This window comes from Aureimonas sp. AU12 (assembly GCF_001463705.1).
In the GTDB taxonomy this organism is placed as follows: Bacteria; Pseudomonadota; Alphaproteobacteria; order Rhizobiales; family Rhizobiaceae; genus Aureimonas.
Map to the genome: position 1 here is coordinate 12609 of NZ_BBWH01000019.1, position 15577 is coordinate 28185.

Consider the following 15577-nt stretch of genomic DNA (forward strand, 5'->3'; position numbering starts at 1 on the left):
GGCCCCGCCGAGGGCCTGAGGCCCTCGGAACCCCATCTCCGGTGTCCATCGTCGGGGTGGGCCGCTGGCCCGCCTCTGCGATGGACAAAGGAAAGGAAGGGTTCGGGAGATCGTTCCCGAGCGGGGCTCGGGGCGGAAGCCCCGCCATGCCGTGCCCGACCCGGCCGCGCTCACGCGAGGTCCGCCACCACGGCGTCGAGAACGAGCATGCCGGCCGGGGTGGCGCGCAGGCGATCGGGACCGAGGCGTTCGATCATGCCGTGGCCGGTGAGATCGGCTTCGGCCTCGGGGTCGATGTCGCGGCCCGCGAGGGCGCGCCAGCGCTTGAGGTCGATGCCCTCGACGAGGCGAAGGCCCATGAGCATGAGTTCGTCGGCCTGTTCGTGCGGCTCGAGCGGAGTGTCCTCGACAAAGCCGGCGTCCCAGTCCTCGACCATCTTGAGCCAGGTCTCGGGATGCTTCTCGTTGGCGATGGCGTGGCGAGCGCCATCGGGGCCGAGTAGGCGACCGTGGGCGCCGGGACCGACGCCGGCATAGAGGCCGTAGCGCCAGTAGGTGAGGTTGTGGCGCGATTCAGCGCCGGGGGCGGCGTGGTTGGAAATCTCGTAGGCGGGGAGGCCATGGGCGCGGGTGATCTGCTGCGTCGTCTCGTAGAGGTCGGCGGAGAGCTCGCCGTCGGGCACGATCAGCTTGCCGGCGCGGTGGAGGGCGTAGAAGGGCGTGCCCTCCTCGATGGTCAGCTGGTAGAGCGACAGGTGGTCGGCGGCCAGCTCGATGGCCTGGACGATCTCACGCTCCCAGGCCGCGACGTCCTGGCCGGGGCGGGCATAGATGAGGTCGAAGGAGAGGCGCGGGAAGATCTCGCGGGCGAGGCGGATGGCACCGAGCGCCTGTGTGGTGTCGTGGAGACGGCCGAGGCGCTTGAGATCGGGATCGTTCAGCGCCTGAACGCCGAGCGAGACGCGGTTGACGCCCGCCGCGCGATAGCCGCGGAAGCGCTCGGCCTCGACGGAGGATGGGTTGGCTTCCAGCGTGATCTCGGCGCCGTCGGCGACGGTCCAGAGGCTGGCGATCGCCTCGAGGATGGCAGCGACGGTGGCCGGCTCCATCAGCGAGGGCGTGCCGCCGCCCAGAAAGATCGAGGTGACGGTCTGGCCGCTGGAGCGCTGCGCCTGTGAGGCGAGTTCGCGGCGGAAGGCGGCGACGTAGCGGGCCTGGTCCACCGGCTGGTGGCGGACATGGCTGTTGAAGTCGCAATAGGGGCACTTGGCCGCGCAGAACGGCCAGTGGACATAGACGCCGAAGCCGGGATCGCCGACGGGTGGCGTGAACGGCCGGATGGTGGAGAGCGGGCGCACGGCGATGTTCACGAGACGCCCAGGGCCTCGCGCGCGAAGAGCCGGAAGGCGCGGGCGCGGTGCGAGAGGGCGCTGTCCTGGCCGGGCACCCAGCCGTGCTTCTCCTGCGAGGGCATTTCGCCGAAGGTGCGGGTCTCGCCTTCTGGCAGGAAGCAGGGATCGTAGCCGAAGCCGAGCGTGCCGCGCGGCGGCCAGACGATGGTGCCCTCGACCTCGCCGCGGAAGAGCTGCGTCGAGCCGTCGGGATGGGCGAGGCAGAGGACGGCGACGAAGCGCGCCGTCCGCGTCGCCGGGGTCACCGCGCCCTTCGTCTGGAGCAGTTCCTCGATCGTGCGCATCGCCATGCCGAAGTCCTTGTCCGGCCCGGCCCAGCGCGCCGAATAGATGCCGGGATCGCCACTGAGCGCGTCGACCACGAGGCCGGAATCGTCGGAGAGCGCGGTGAGGCCGGTGGCCTGCGCGGCGGCCAACGCCTTCAGCGCGGCGTTCGCCTCGAAGGTGGTGCCGGTCTCGTCGGGCTCGGGCAGGCCCTTGTCGGCGGCCGACACGACGGTGAAGCCGAGTGGCCCGAGAAGCTCGCGAAACTCCGCGATCTTGCCGCCATTGTGGCTGGCGACGAGGAGCGGCCCAGACTTTGCGTCGAGCAGTGGGGCGTCGAGCAGCGGGGCTTGGCGTTCGGTGGCGTCGGTCATGTCGCGATCCTCGTCGCCCCGAAGCGCCGGGGCTGCCCGCCCGTCAGTCTGGGGCGGATGGCTGGAGTGCGCCTTGCCGAAGGGGCGGGCCGCCCGGCAAGGCCTGTCGAAACGGGCCGGATGGCTTTGGCGTCAGCCGGCGATGAGCGCGCGCTGGCGCTCCACGAGATCGGCGATGCCGGACTTGGCAAGTGAAAGGAGCTCGGCGAGTTGACCTTCCGTGAAGGGCTCGCCCTCGGCCGTGCCCTGGATCTCGACGATGCCGCCGCGGCCGGTCATCACGAAGTTGGCGTCCGTCTCGGCGGCGGAATCCTCGATATAGTCGAGGTCGAGCACGGCGGTGCCGGCCGAGATGCCGCAGGAAATGGCGGCGACGTGGTCCTTCAGGACCTTCGAGCGCACCACCATGCCGCGCGATTCCATCCAGGCGAGGCAGTCCGACAGCGCCACAAAGGCCCCGGTGATGGCGGCGGTGCGGGTGCCGCCATCGGCCTGGATGACGTCGCAGTCGACGGTGATCTGGCGCTCGCCGAGCGCGCCGAGATCGACCACGGCGCGAAGCGAGCGCCCGATCAGGCGCTGGATCTCCTGCGTGCGGCCGGACTGCTTGCCGGAGGCGGCCTCGCGGCGCATGCGCTCGCCGGTGGCGCGCGGCAGCATGCCGTATTCGGCGGTGACCCAGCCCTTGCCGGAATTCTTCAGCCAGCCGGGCACGCGCTCCTCGAGGCTGGCGGTGCACAGCACATGCGTGTCGCCGAACTTGACGAGGCAGGATCCCTCCGCGTGGCGGGAGACGCCGCGCTCCATCGAGACGGGGCGCAGTTCGTCGTTCTGGCGTTTGGAAGGCCGCATGAAGGTCCTGACATTGCTAATGGACGTGTGGAAATCGCATCGCGCCCTCGGGCGCCCGAAGCGGCCTTCTACAGCATGTCCCCGCAAATCGGAATCGATTTGCGGTCTCGGCGTCTGAGAGAAAGGCGAGGGCTTCCCCGCAAATCGGAATCGATTTGTGGTCGCGGTGTTTCCGAACGGGGCTGGATCGTTGTCGGAAGCCGCACTCGACCGGCCCCGGCGCAGTGGACAAGTCCTTCCCGCGCTTGCGACAAATGACCTGCGCCCATTGGCCACCGCTCGCCGTCATCCTATAGTCTGGCCCATGAAGCTGAGCCTCGTTCCCAACGTCAAGGACCTGATCGGCGGGGCCCGGCTCGATCCCGCCGGCGCGCTCGACGAGCGCTCGCGCGAGATCTTCCGGCTCATCGTCGACACCTATCTGGATTCCGGCGAGCCGGTGGGCTCGCGCAACCTCTCGCGCCTCCTCACCTCCGCGCTTTCGCCGGCCTCGATCCGCAACGTCATGGCCGATCTCGAAGCTCTCGGGCTGATCTACGCGCCCCATGTCAGCGCCGGGCGGCTGCCGACCGAGATCGGCTTGCGCTTCTTCGTCGACGCCTTCCTCGAGGTCGGCGACATCGCCGAGCGCGAGCGGGCCGAGATCGAGGAAAAGGTGCGCGATCTCGGCGACCGGCGGCCGGTCGAGGCTCTCCTGACGGAAGCCTCGCAGCTTCTCTCGGGCCTGTCGCGCGGCGCTGGCATCGTCGTGGCGACGAAGAGCGACATTCGCTTCAAGCATATCGAGTTCGTGCGCCTCGATCCCGAGCGCGCCCTCGTCGTGCTCGTCGGCGCCAACGGCGAGGTCGAGAACCGGGTGCTGGAACTGGCGCCGGGCACCACCGCCTCGCAACTCGTGGAAGCGTCGAACTTCCTCAACGCCCATGTCGTGGGGCGCACGCTCAGCGAGGCGCGCGTGCGCGTCGAAGCGCTGAAGGAGGAGACCTCCCGCGCGCTCGACGCCCTGTCGCGGCAGATGGTGGACGCCGGGCTCGCCGTCTGGTCGGGTTCGGGCGTCGGCCAGCCCTCGCGCCTCATCGTGCGCGGGCGTGCCAACCTCCTCGAAAGCGTCACGGCGGCGCAGGATCTCGATCGCCTGCGCCACCTTTTCGACGATCTGGAGACGAAGAGCTCGATCATGGATCTCATCGACCTCGCCGAATCCGGCAACGGCGTGCGGATCTTCATCGGTTCGGAGAACAAGCTCTTCTCGCTTTCGGGCTCCTCGCTGGTGATCGCCCCCTATTCGGACTCCGACGAGCGCGTCATCGGCGCGGTCGGCGTGATTGGGCCGACGCGGCTGAACTACCGGCGCATCGTGCCGATGGTGGACTACACCGCCCGGCTCGTGTCGCGGCTGCTGGCAGGCGGATCGGCAGCCCGCCGGCCTTGATTTCCGGCCCGCCTCATTCGATATGCCGCACCGACGACATCATCCGGAGGGGTCTTGCGGCCGGCCGCATCGCGGCGGCGCGGTACCTCGTCCCACAGACCATCGAGACAAGGAGCCCTCTTCCATGACGAGCGAAACCGAAAAGCACGCCGCGGACCACGCCACGGAGAGCGAAGCGGGCCATGGCGGGCCGACGACGGGCGCGGGCACGGAAGGCGCGGCCTATTTCAAGGGCGGCGGCGCGGCCGGCGTGACGGCGGGCGACCGGATCCCGCCCAGGCGCGGCGACGACCGCTTCGCTGCCGAGGACGCCGCGACCTTCGGCTGGAACGCACCGGATCCGGGCGCCGAGGATCGGGCGCGCATCGCCGAGCTCGAGGCCGAGAATGCCGACGTCAAGGATCGCATGCTGCGGCTCGCCGCCGACATGGAGAACCTGCGCCGGCGCACCGAGCGGGAGATCAAGGACGCGCGCACCTTCGCGGTGACGAACTTCGCGCGCGACATGCTCGCCGTCTCCGACAATCTCGATCGCACCCTCCAGGCGCTGCCCGAAGGCGCGCGCGATAGCGGCGACGCTGGCTTCAAGGCGCTGGTGGAGGGCGTCGAGATCACCGGCCGCTCGATGCTGGCCACGATGGAGCGTCACGGCGTCAAGAAGCTGGAGCCGCAGGGCCAGCGCTTCGACCCGAACTTCCATCAGGCGATGTTCGAGATCCCCAACCCCGACATGCCCAACAACACGGTGGTGCAGGTTGTGCAAGACGGTTACGCCATCGGCGAGCGCGTGCTGCGCCCCGCCATGGTCGGCGTCTCGAAGGGCGGCCCGAAGGCCACCCCGGCCCCCGCTGCCGGCTTCGAGGCGGTCAAGCCCGGCGTCCCCGACGAAAGTTCCAAGGACGCCTGAGGCCTTCGGCAGAATATGATGCGACGGCGGCTTCGGCCGCCGTTCTTCGTCGAGGGTTTAAGAGGGCCGAGTTCGGGACTGCTCACCCGAGAAGTTGTGCGGCGCAGGCTTGGCGGGAGAGCGGTGATCGCGATGTCTGTCGAAGATTTCGCATCGTGAGCGATCATCGATGACTTGAGCGCCTGCGTGCGGGATCGTAGGGCTCCGTGCTCCGTGCTCCGTGCTCCGTGCTCCGTGCTCCGTGCTCCGTGCTCCGTGCTCCGTGCTCCGTGCTGAAGGAGTCGAAGACCTCATACCCTTCCGCTTCGTCATCCCGGACTTGATCCGGGATCCATGCCGGGGCGTTTGCGCCGGCAATCCGGCTGACAGAAGGTCATCGCTCTCGAATGTTGCGTCCGCACCCAGCCGGCCCGCAGGCGGCATGGATCCCGGGTCTAGCCCGGGATGACGAGGTGGAAACGAGAGCGGTCAGGCAAAAAGGGAACGCCGCTCGTCGCACCGGACCCGGTGCGTCCACTACGAGAGAGCGGCCGATCGGCCTCGATCGGTCCTCCATCCAGCACCGATCCCGTTTGATGGAAGCCGAACGACCTTCGGCCCCAAACCAGCCCGCCCGCCTCAAAACCGCGGCGGCGCCTCGCCGGCGGCGCGGTAGGCGGCGGAGACCGTGTTGGCCATGAGCATGGCGATCGTCATCGGGCCGACGCCGCCGGGCACCGGGGTGATGGCGGCCGCGATCGGGCCGGCGGCGGCAAAGTCCACGTCTCCGACGAGCCGCGTCTTTCCCTCGCCGCGCTCGGGCGCCGCGATCCGGTTGATGCCGACGTCGATCACCACCGCGCCGGGCTTGATGGCGTCGGCGCCGAGCATCAGCGGCCGGCCGACGGCGGCGACGAGGATGTCGGCCTTGCGGCAGACGGCTTCCAGATCCCGCGTGCGCGAATGGGCGATCGTCACGGTGGCGTCGGCGAGCAGCAGGAGCTGCGCCATCGGCTTGCCGACGAGGTTGGAGCGCCCGACCACGACGGCGGACTTGCCCGAAAGGTCGTCGCCGAGCACCTGCCGGATCAGCACCATGCAGCCGGCGGGAGTGCAGGGCACGAAGGCCTCCGCCGCCATGCCGCTGGCGAGGCGCCCGGCATTGACGAGGGTGAGCCCGTCGACGTCCTTGTCGGGATCGATGCGCCCGACCACGCGGTTGGCGTCGAGCGGACGGGGCAAAGGCAGCTGCTGCAGGATGCCGTGGATGGCGGGATCGGCGTTCAGCCGGTCGATCAGCGCCAGGAGATCGGCCTCGCTGGTATCGGCGGGCAGACGGTGGGTCACCGAATGGAAGCCGCAGGCCTCCGCCGTGCGCCCCTTCGAGCCAACATAGACCTGGCTCGCGGCGTCCTCGCCGACGAGCACCACCGCGAGGCCAGGCCTGACGCCGGTCTTCTCGATCAGCGCTTCGCCGGCGAGCCGCGCGCGCTCCAGAACCCCGGCTGCCGCCGCCTTGCCGTCGATCGAAGTGGCCGTCATCCTGTCATCCCGTTCCTGCCGCGTCGTCGCCGGCTTTATAAGTCGAGCCGGGCGTGCCCGCGAGAGGGAAATGCGGGGCCGCCCTCGCCCGGTCCGCCGGCATGCCCTTTCCGGCGCGCGGCCCTTTCCCCGCGCGGCCCGATGCCTATGATCCCGTTTGGTGGGCCGTACCGCGCGGCTCGGGTGGAAGGACGACGCGCATGGAGCTTCAGGATCGGGTGGCCGTGGTCACGGGCGCGGGCTCCGGCATCGGCCGGGCGATCGCGCTGCGCTATGCCAGGGAGGGCTGCGCCGTCGGCATCGCCGATCTCGACCTCGCCTCGGCGACGAGCGCCGCCGCCGAGATCGAGGCGGCGGGCGGCCGGGCGATGGCGGTGCGCATGGACGTCGCCGATGAAGGAGCGGTGTCGGCCGGCGTCGATGCGATCGCCGAGCGCTTCGGGCGGCTCGACGTCATGGTCGCCAATGCCGGCATCCAGATCGTCCACCCCGTCGAGGACTTCCCCTACGAGGAGTTCCGCAAGGTCGTCGACATCCATCTCGGCGGCTCGTTCCTGCTGACGAAGGCTTGCGTCCGCCACATGTATCCGCAGCGCTCGGGCGCGCTGATCTACATGGGCTCGGTCCACAGCCACGAAGCCTCGGCGCTCAAGAGCGCCTATGTCGCGGCCAAGCACGGCATTCTCGGCCTCTGCCGCACCATGGCCAAGGAGGGCGGCAAGCACGGCGTGCGCTCCAACATCATCTGCCCCGGCTTCGTGCGCACCCCCCTCGTCGAGAAGCAGATCCCCGAACAGGCGCGCGACCTCGGCATCAGCGAGGAGGAAGTGGTGAAGTCCGTCATGCTCGGGCGCACCGTCGACGGCGAGTTCACGACGATCGCCGACGTTGCCGACGTCGCGCTGTTTCTGGCGAGCTTCCGCTCCAACGCCCTCACCGGCCAGTCGATCGTGCCGAGCCACGGCTGGCACATGGGCTGATCCACCCACTTTTTCGCATTCGGGAAATCTCTCATGGACATCATCACCATCCAGCCGCTCGTGGCGCTCATCGCGGGCGTCCTCATCCTCGTGATGCCGAGGCTCCTGAACTATATCGTCGCGATCTACCTCATCGTCGTCGGCCTCACCGGCCTGATGGGAACCTTCGGCTCCTGAGCGCCTTCGACCTATCGACCATGGCTAGGCCGCCGCGCCCGGCCTGCCGCCGACTGGAGCCCCGCTGCCGATGATGCCCATTGAGACGAGAACCGCGACGCCCGGACGCGCATCGGGAAAGCCCCGCGTCGTCATCCTCGGCGGCGGTTCGGGTGGGCTGGAACTCGCCGCCCAGCTCGGCGGATCGAAGGATCTCGAGATCGTGCTCGTCGATCGCGAGCCGAGCCATCTCTGGAAGCCCCGGCTGCACGAGTTCGCGGCCGGCACCATCTCGTCCTCGCTCGCGGAACTCTCCTTCTACCTTCTCGGCCAGCTTCGCGGCTTCCGCTTCGAACAGGGCACCGTCGCCGGTCTCGACCGAGAGGCCCGCCACGTGCGGCTGGAGCCGATCCGCGACCGCGCCGGGACCGTCGTCGCGCACGAGCGGGAGATTGCCTATGACTGGTGCATCGTGGCGCTCGGCGGCGTGGTGCCCGACTTCGATACGCAGGGCGTCGCCGAACACGCCATCCGGCTCGACGCCAAGGAGGATGCCGACCGCTTCCGCGAGCGTTTCGTCGCCGAGATGATCGAGGCCCGCACTACGGGTCGCCCGGCCGAGGTGGTGATCGTCGGATCGGGCGCCACCGGCACGGAGCTCGCCGCCTATCTGCGCCGCTCCGAGCGCGCCTTTTTCGACCAGACCGACGCCGACCGACGCACCAAGCTCCTCGGCATCACCATTCTTGAGGCGGCGCCCGAGATCATGCCGGGGGCCGACGACGGGTTGCGGGACAAGCTCGTGGAGCGTCTGGGCACGCTCGGCATCGAGGTGGAAACTTCGGTGAAGGTGGCTTCGGTGACGCCGAGCGAGGTCTGCGACGAGCGCGGCAAAAGCTGGCCCGCCGATCTCGTGGTCTGGGCTGCCGGGCTCGTCGGCGCGCCTCGCCTCACCGCGCTCGGCCTCGAGACCGACGAGAAAGGCCGCATCCCCGTCGACGCGACGCTGCGCTCATCGGTCGACGAGCGGGTCTACGTGATGGGCGATGCCGCCGCCTTCGTGCCGAAGGGGGCGGACAAGCCGTTGCCGCCGACCGCGCAGGCCGCGAGCCAGCAGGCGTCCTATCTCGCCGCCGTGCTGCCGCTTCTGGTGCGCGGCGAGCCGGTGGAGCCGTTCCGCTACGACGACAAGGGCCGCATCGTCTCGCTCGCCGCGGCCGGCACGGTCGGGCGCATCGGCGTCGGCGCCAAGGACGACCTTCTCATTCACGGCCAGTTCGCCACCGCCGCCTACCATGCCCTGCAGCGCCAGCATCAGTGGCGGGTGCTCGGCGCTCTTCGCGGCACCGTGGCGATCGCTGCCGACATGGTCTCGCCCGCCAAGGGTCCGGCCCTCAAGCTGCACGGCGGTTGACGAAGACGGCCGGGCGCCGCTGCAGGGCTTCGTCATCAAGCTCCGAGCGGTGCCGAGCGGTGGGGAAGGTGCGCGACGCGCCTAGAACTCGATCCCGAGCTGCGCCTTGATGCCGGACCGGAACGGGTGCTTGATCATCTCCATCTCGGTGACGAGATCGGCGAAGTCGATCAGCTCTTCCTTGGCGTTGCGGCCGGTGATGACGACGTGCTTCATCTCCGGCTTGTGGTCGCGCAGGAAGTCGACGATCTCGGCCACCGGCAGATAGTCGTAACGCAGCACGATGTTGAGCTCGTCCAGCACCACCAGCTGGTGGTCCTCGTCGATGATCATCGCCTTGGCGCGCTCCCAGGCGGCGCGCGCGGCCTCGATGTCGCGCTGGCGGTCCTGCGTCTCCCAGGTGAAGCCGTCGCCCATCGCCGTGATCGTCACCTCGCCGGGGAAGCGGTCGAGAGCCCGGCGTTCGCCGGTCTCCCACTTGCCCTTCACGAACTGCACGATGCCGACCTTCATGCCGTTGCCGAGCGCCCGGAAGACGAGGCCGAAGGCGGCGGTGGACTTGCCCTTGCCCTTGCCGGTGTGGACGATGACGAGGCCTTTCACCTCGGTCTTCGTCGCCAGGATCTTGTCGCGCGCCGCCTTCTTCTTGCGCATCTTCTCGGCGTGGCGGGCATCGAGTTCCTCCTCGCTCATCGCGGCGACGAGGGGCGATTTTTCGCTCATGGTTCGATCCGTCCTTCTGATGGCGCGATAACAGCGGAATTCGAGCGGGGATGCCAGAGCCCGCGCCGCACGGCTTCGTCGAGCTTGGCCTGCATCTCGGCGAAGGCGGCCGGATTGTTGTCGCGCATGAAGCCGGCCACCGCCTCGTCCTCGACGAAGGCGGCGTGAACGAGGTCGAAATGGTGCGAGGCCACCGCGTCGGTCGTTGCGGCGAAGGCGAAGAGATAATCCACCGTGGCCGCGATCTCGAAGGCGCCCTTGTAGCCGTGGCGCATGACGCCCGCGATCCATTTGGGATTGACGACGCGGGCGCGCACGACGCGCGCGATCTCCTCACTGAGCGTCCGGATCACCGGGCGCTCGGGGCGCGAGTGGTCGTTGTGATAGGCGGCGGGCGCGTGGCCGGAGAGGTGCTCCACCGCCGCGCTCATGCCGCCCTCGAACTGGTAGTAGTCGTCGGAATCCAGAAGATCGTGCTCGCGATTGTCCTGGTTCTGCACGACGGCGTCGAGCTGCGTCAGCCGCCGCTCGAAGGCGGCGCGCTCGGGCAGCCCTTCCGCCTCCGCGCCATAGGCATAGGCGCCCCAGACGAGGAAGCTTTCCGCCAGATCCGAGCGGCTCTCCCAGCCGCCCTCGTCGATCAGCGCCTGCAGCCCTGCCCCGTAGGCGCCTGGTTTCGAGCCGAAGACGCGGTGTCCGGCGGCGAGCGCCGCGACCCCCGCCTCGGCGCCCTCGGCCTCGAGGCCGGCGCGCTCGGCCCGCATGCGCGCCGCGATCGGGTTGTCGGCCTCGTCTTCCTCCAGCACGCCCACCGCGCGCGCGGCGCGGTCGAACAGCGCGATCTGGTCGGGAAAGGCGTCGCGGAAGAAGCCGGAAATGCGCAGGGTGACATCGACGCGCGGGCGCCCGAGCGCGGCGGGCGTCAGGATCTCGAAGCCGGTGACGCGGCCCGAGGCGCGGTCCCACGCCGGCTTGACGCCGATCAGCGCGAAGGCCTGCGCAATATCGTCGCCGCCCGTGCGCATGTTGGCCGTGCCCCAGCAGGTGAGGCCGATGGCGCGGGGCCAGTCGCCGTGGTCCTGAAGGTGGCGGGTGACGAGAAACTCGGCGGACTTGCGCCCCAGCGTCCACGCGGCCTCCGTCGGCACGGCGCGGGTGTCGACGGAGAAGAAGTTGCGCCCGGTCGGCAGCACGTCGGGGCGCCCGCGCGTCGGCGCACCGGAGGGGCCGGGGGGCACGAAGCGTCCGTCGAGACCCATGAGCAGCCCGGCGATCTCGGCCGGGCCCGAGCCCGTGATCGAGGGCCGCAGCTTCGTCTCGACGGCGGCGAGGACGACACCTGTGGAGATCCAGGCGGGATCGGCCGCGATCTCGCCCGCGACGAGCCCGGCCGCCAGGAGTTCCAACCGCTCCACCGTGTCGCCGGCGCTGCGCCAGGGATCGGTGGACAGGCTGTGGAGGAGCTGGGGACGCTCGCCCGTCCACGGGGCGGCCATGTCGCAGGCGAGGGGGTCGAAGGCGGCGGCTGGCCGCGCCCCGCCCGCCAAGCCGAGATCGGCCGCCAGCGCCCGCAGGATCGAGGCATCCTCGGGCTCGAGGCCGCGCGGCAGGCGGGCGAGCGCCACCGTCAGGTCGGTCAGGAGCCGGCCCTCGGGCGCGAGGCCGAAGACATGCAGCCCGTCGCGGATCTGCATCTCCTTGAGGTCGCAGAGCCAGGCGTCGAGCCGTTCCAGCGCCGCCTCCTCGTCGGCGGTGGCGGCATCGATGCCGGCGTCAGCCCCAAGCCCGGCGGTGCCCACGAGGTCGAGAATCCGGCGCTTCAGCAGCGCGGTGCGGCGCGGGTCGGCGGCGGCCGCCTCGTAATACTCGTCCACCAGCCGTTCGAGATCGCGCAAGGGGCCGTAACTCTCGGCGCGCGTCAGCGGTGGGGTCAGGTGGTCGACGATGACGGCGGCGGTGCGGCGCTTGGCCTGCGAGCCCTCGCCGGGGTCGTTGACGATGAACGGGTAGAGATGCGGCATCGGCCCCATCACCGCCTCGGGAAAACAGGTCTGCGACAGCGCCAGCGCCTTGCCCGGCAACCACTCGAGATTGCCGTGCTTGCCCATGTGGATCAGCGCGTCGGCCGCGAACTCGCGCCGCAGGAAGGCGTAGAGCGCCAGATAGTTGTGCGGCGGCACGAGGTCGGGCGCGTGATAGGTGGCCTTGGGGTCGATATTGTAGCCGCGCGCCGGCTGGATGCCGACCATCACATGGCCGAAGCGCGCCAGCGGCAGGGCGAAGCCATATGCGGGGTCGAAGAACGGATCGCTCTCCGGCGGACCCCAGCGCGCGGTGACGGCCTCGCGAACAGCGTCCGGCAGCGCCTCGAAGGCGGCGCGATAGGCATCTAGTGAGAGCGTTTCGCGGATCTCCCTCGCGCGCGTGCCGGCATTGGTCGGCCCGGCCATCAGGTGCTCGATCAGCGCATTGCCGGTCTCGGGGAAGGCGGGCACCGCATAGCCGGCGTCCCGCATCGCCTCCAGCACGCGCACCGTGCCGGCGGGGGTGTCGAGCCCGACGCCGTTGCCGAGCCGCCCGTCGCGGTTGGGATAGTTGGCCAAGAGGATCGCGACGCGGCGCTCGCCCGGCGCCTTGCCGCGCAGCCGCTCCCAGGCGTGCGCCAGCTCCGCGACGAAGCGCACGCGGGTGGCTTGCGGGCGGTGCGAGACGATGTCGAGTTCGCAGAGCGCGTTCCAGTCGCCCGCCGACTTGAAGGCGATGGCGCGGCTGAGCACGCGCCCGTCCACCTCGGGCAGCGCCACGTTCATCGCGAGGTCTCGTCCCGAAAGCCCCTGCGGCGAGGCCGCCCAGGCCTCCTCGCTGCCGCCGGCCAGCACCGCCTGCAACACCACCGCGCCGGTCTCGTCGAGCACCGTTGGCCGATGCGGCGCGCCGGGCGCGGAGACGGCGAAACCCGTGAGGTTGACGACGACCGCCGGCGGCTCGGCGGCAAAGGCGGCGCGCAGCACGGCGATGCTCGCTTCGTCCTTCAGGCTGGAGACGAAGAAGGCCCGCGCCCGGCACCCCGCCCGCTCGACCGCCTTGGCAAGCGCTTCCACGGCCTCCGTCTGCCCGCTCTGCACCAGCGCCCGGTAGAAGACGATGGCGACGAGCGGGGCCGATGCTTCGAGGGGGGCCTTCTGACGAGCGCTTCCTTGCTGCGTTTCATCATCCCGGGCTTGAGCCGGGATCCATGCCTCGGCGTTGAGCGTGTTTGAGTTGTTGCCGGACCGGTTAGGCAGCGGCATGGATCCCGGCTCCAGGCCGGGATGACGAGTTTCAGAGGTTGAGGCAGGGTCGGAAGGTGCCGCGCCCGCCGCAGCCCCGCCTGCATCGCTGCGTTCCGCCTGAACCTGCCCGAACGTCCCGTTTCGCCCCCCATCCCACGCCAGCGCCCCCGCCTTGGCGATCGGCCGCGCCTCGCCCGCCACCGCACGCCCCGAGACGAGCGCGCGGCAGCCTTCGAGGAAGCCCTCGGCGTTCTCCGCCCCGCCTTCGCGCAGAAACCCCCAGAGCCGGTCGCGGTCCGAAATCGCGATCGTCGAGAACCGGTCGAGACCGGGGTCGGAGCGGTCGTCGCCCGGCAGGATCGCCAGCGCGAAGCCGTGCGTCCGCGCGCCCGCCAGCATCGCCTCGCAGCCATAGGGCCAGTAGCGCTCGCCCCCGAGCAGCCGGATCACCACGAGCCGGGCGGCCGCACCCATGCGGGCCAGATACGTGTCGACCGACATCGGGTGGCCGAGCCGCAGGAGATTGGCGAGGCGGATCTCGCCGGGCCCGAGGCCCCGCCGCCCCGCCGCCAGCGCCAGCGCCGCGAGCTCCGTGTCGGCGGCCGAGAGCAAGAGGATTTCCCCCGGCGACTGGCCGAGATCCACGGCCTCGCCGCCGTCCGCGATCGTTCCGCGCTGGGCGGCGAGGAGATGCATGACTACTCCGCGGCCTGCGCGTCGGCCGTAAGCCCGAGCGCCGCGATGGCGTCGAGGATGGCGATCTCCCCGGCCTCGATCGCATCGTGCAGACCGATGGCGACGAGCCTGGTCTCGCGCGCCTCGCCCGCCCGGAACGGCCGGTCGAAATAGGTCTCGATCCGCCCGCCGACGGCCTGCACCAACAGCCGCGCCGGCTTGCCCCGCACCGCCGCAAAGCCCTTCAGCCGCAGGATGCCGTGCGCCGCGATGATTGCGCGCAGCCCCACCGTAAAGGCCTCGACGTCGGCGATCTCGCTGGCAGCGGCGACCACGCTCTCGAAGTCGTCGTGGTCGTGCATTTCGCCGCCCTCGTGCTCGATCTCGTGATGCGAGCGGCGGGTGTGGATGAGATCCTCGGTGCCGGCGGCGAGACCCAGCAGCACGTCGGCGGGCAGCGCACCCTTGTCGGCGGTGACGATGCCGAGCGGCCGGCCGGCGACGCTCTCGATCTCGGCCTTCACGCGCGCGAGCGAAGCGGCGTCGACGAGGTCGGTCTTCGTCAGGACGAGAAGGTCTGCGGCGCGGATCTGGTCCTCGAACAGTTCCTCCAGCGGGTCGTCGTGGTCGAGGCTGGGATCGGCGGCGCGCTGCGCCCGGACCTTCTCTTCATCCGCCGCGAAGCGCCCGGCGGCCACGGCCTCGGCGTCGATCACGGTGACGACGCCATCGACGGTCGCGCCGGTCTTCACCTCCGGCCAGTTGAAGGCGGCCACCAGCGGCTGCGGCAGGGCGAGGCCCGAGGTCTCGATGACGATGTGGTCGAGCCGGTCGCGGCGCTCCAGGAGCATGCGCATGGTCGGCACGAAGTCGTCGGCGACGGTGCAGCAGATGCAGCCGTTCGTCAGCTCCACCACGTCCTCCTCGCGGCAGGTCTCGACGCCGCAGCCCGACAGGATGTCGCCGTCGACGCCGAGATCGCCGAACTCGTTGATCACCAGCGCGATGCGCCGGCCTCTAGCATTCTGCAGGAGGTGACGGATGAGCGTGGTCTTGCCGGCGCCGAGAAAGCCGGTGACGACGGTGACGGGAATCTTCGACATGGTTTGTCAGCCCTTGAGCTTGAGGGGCAGCCCGGCCGCGACGAAGGTGACCTCGTCGCAGGCCGCGGCGATGCGTTGATGGAGCCGGCCGGCCTGGTCGCGAAAGTCGCGCGCCATCCGGTTTTCCGGCACGATGGAAAGGCCGACCTCGTTGGAGACGAGGACGACGAGGCCGGGCACGCCGGCGGCCAGCCGCTCGGCGAGGTGCTGGCTCTCCGCCGCCACGTCGCGTTTCGCCAGCATGAGGTTGGTGACCCATAGCGTCAGGCAGTCGATGAGGAGAGCCGAGCCTTCGCCCGCATGGGCCTCAATCGCGGCGCCAAGGTCCAGCGGCGCCTCCACCGTGCGCCAGGGCGGCGGGCGGCGCTCGCGATGCTCGTCGATGCGCGCCCGCATCTCCTCGTCGAAGGCCTGGCCCGTCGCGAGATAGACCGGCGCGAGGCCGCTCGCGATCACCAGTCCTTCGGCGAGCGCGCTCTTGCCCGAGCGCGC

13 protein-coding genes are annotated in these 15577 nt (G+C 70.2%); 5 read left to right on the forward strand and 8 right to left on the reverse strand.

Going from position 1 to position 15577, the window contains the following annotated elements:
• Positions 1–170: 170 nt before the first annotated feature.
• From hemW to rph, 3 genes are all read right to left on the reverse strand, one after another.
• The gene (gene hemW, locus AUL33_RS06955; RefSeq protein WP_062205711.1) at positions 171–1370 is read right to left on the reverse strand and encodes a radical SAM family heme chaperone HemW; all 1200 of its coding nucleotides are present in this window, start codon (positions 1368–1370) and stop codon (positions 171–173) included.
• Positions 1367–2050, reverse strand: a complete 684-nt coding sequence (gene rdgB, locus AUL33_RS06960) for an RdgB/HAM1 family non-canonical purine NTP pyrophosphatase (RefSeq protein WP_062205714.1) — start codon at positions 2048–2050, stop codon at positions 1367–1369. The genes hemW and rdgB overlap by 4 nt, the downstream gene beginning before the upstream one ends.
• 132 nt (positions 2051–2182) lie before the next feature.
• Positions 2183–2902, reverse strand: coding sequence for a ribonuclease PH (gene rph / locus AUL33_RS06965; RefSeq protein ID WP_062205717.1), 720 nt, complete (start codon positions 2900–2902; stop codon positions 2183–2185).
• 304 nt (positions 2903–3206) lie between these two features.
• Between rph and hrcA the strand changes: the two genes are divergently transcribed.
• A complete protein-coding gene (hrcA, locus tag AUL33_RS06970) occupies positions 3207–4334 on the forward strand; it encodes a heat-inducible transcriptional repressor HrcA (RefSeq protein WP_082652386.1) in 1128 nt (375 codons plus the stop codon).
• Between the two features lie 124 nt (positions 4335–4458).
• Positions 4459–5241 (forward strand): nucleotide exchange factor GrpE, encoded by a 783-nt coding sequence (grpE, locus tag AUL33_RS06975; protein WP_062205720.1) that lies wholly within the window; start codon positions 4459–4461, stop codon positions 5239–5241.
• A gap of 618 nt (positions 5242–5859) precedes the next feature.
• On the opposite strand, the gene folD is transcribed toward grpE, so the two are convergent.
• Entirely contained in the window at positions 5860–6762 is a 903-nt protein-coding gene (gene folD / locus AUL33_RS06980; protein ID WP_062205723.1) for a bifunctional methylenetetrahydrofolate dehydrogenase/methenyltetrahydrofolate cyclohydrolase FolD, read from the reverse strand.
• A gap of 200 nt (positions 6763–6962) precedes the next feature.
• On the opposite strand from folD, the gene AUL33_RS06985 reads away from it, so the two are divergent.
• The 3 genes from AUL33_RS06985 (at position 6963) to AUL33_RS06990 (ending at position 9312) form a co-directional block, all read left to right on the forward strand.
• Positions 6963–7742, forward strand: coding sequence for a 3-hydroxybutyrate dehydrogenase (locus AUL33_RS06985; protein WP_062205726.1), 780 nt, complete (start codon positions 6963–6965; stop codon positions 7740–7742).
• 33 nt (positions 7743–7775) lie between these two features.
• Positions 7776–7919, forward strand: a complete 144-nt coding sequence (locus AUL33_RS21540) for a DUF3096 domain-containing protein (RefSeq protein WP_082652387.1) — start codon at positions 7776–7778, stop codon at positions 7917–7919.
• 70 nt (positions 7920–7989) lie between these two features.
• Positions 7990–9312: an NAD(P)/FAD-dependent oxidoreductase gene (locus AUL33_RS06990; protein WP_244492039.1), complete on the forward strand. Its 1323-nt coding sequence runs from the start codon at positions 7990–7992 to the stop codon at positions 9310–9312.
• 81 nt (positions 9313–9393) lie between these two features.
• On the opposite strand, the gene cobO is transcribed toward AUL33_RS06990, so the two are convergent.
• The 4 genes from cobO to cobU form a co-directional block, all read right to left on the reverse strand.
• Positions 9394–10035: a cob(I)yrinic acid a,c-diamide adenosyltransferase gene (gene cobO / locus AUL33_RS06995; RefSeq protein WP_062205729.1), complete on the reverse strand. Its 642-nt coding sequence runs from the start codon at positions 10033–10035 to the stop codon at positions 9394–9396.
• Positions 10032–14003, reverse strand: coding sequence for a cobaltochelatase subunit CobN (gene cobN / locus AUL33_RS07000; RefSeq protein WP_062205732.1), 3972 nt, complete (start codon positions 14001–14003; stop codon positions 10032–10034). Before cobN ends, cobO begins: the two co-directional genes overlap by 4 nt.
• 2 nt (positions 14004–14005) lie before the next feature.
• Positions 14006–15085: a cobalamin biosynthesis protein CobW gene (cobW, locus tag AUL33_RS07005; protein ID WP_062205735.1), complete on the reverse strand. Its 1080-nt coding sequence runs from the start codon at positions 15083–15085 to the stop codon at positions 14006–14008.
• Positions 15086–15091: 6 nt separating this feature from the next.
• Positions 15092–15577, reverse strand: a 486-nt coding sequence (cobU, locus tag AUL33_RS07010; protein ID WP_062205739.1) for a bifunctional adenosylcobinamide kinase/adenosylcobinamide-phosphate guanylyltransferase, incomplete at its 5' end; no start/stop codon positions are given.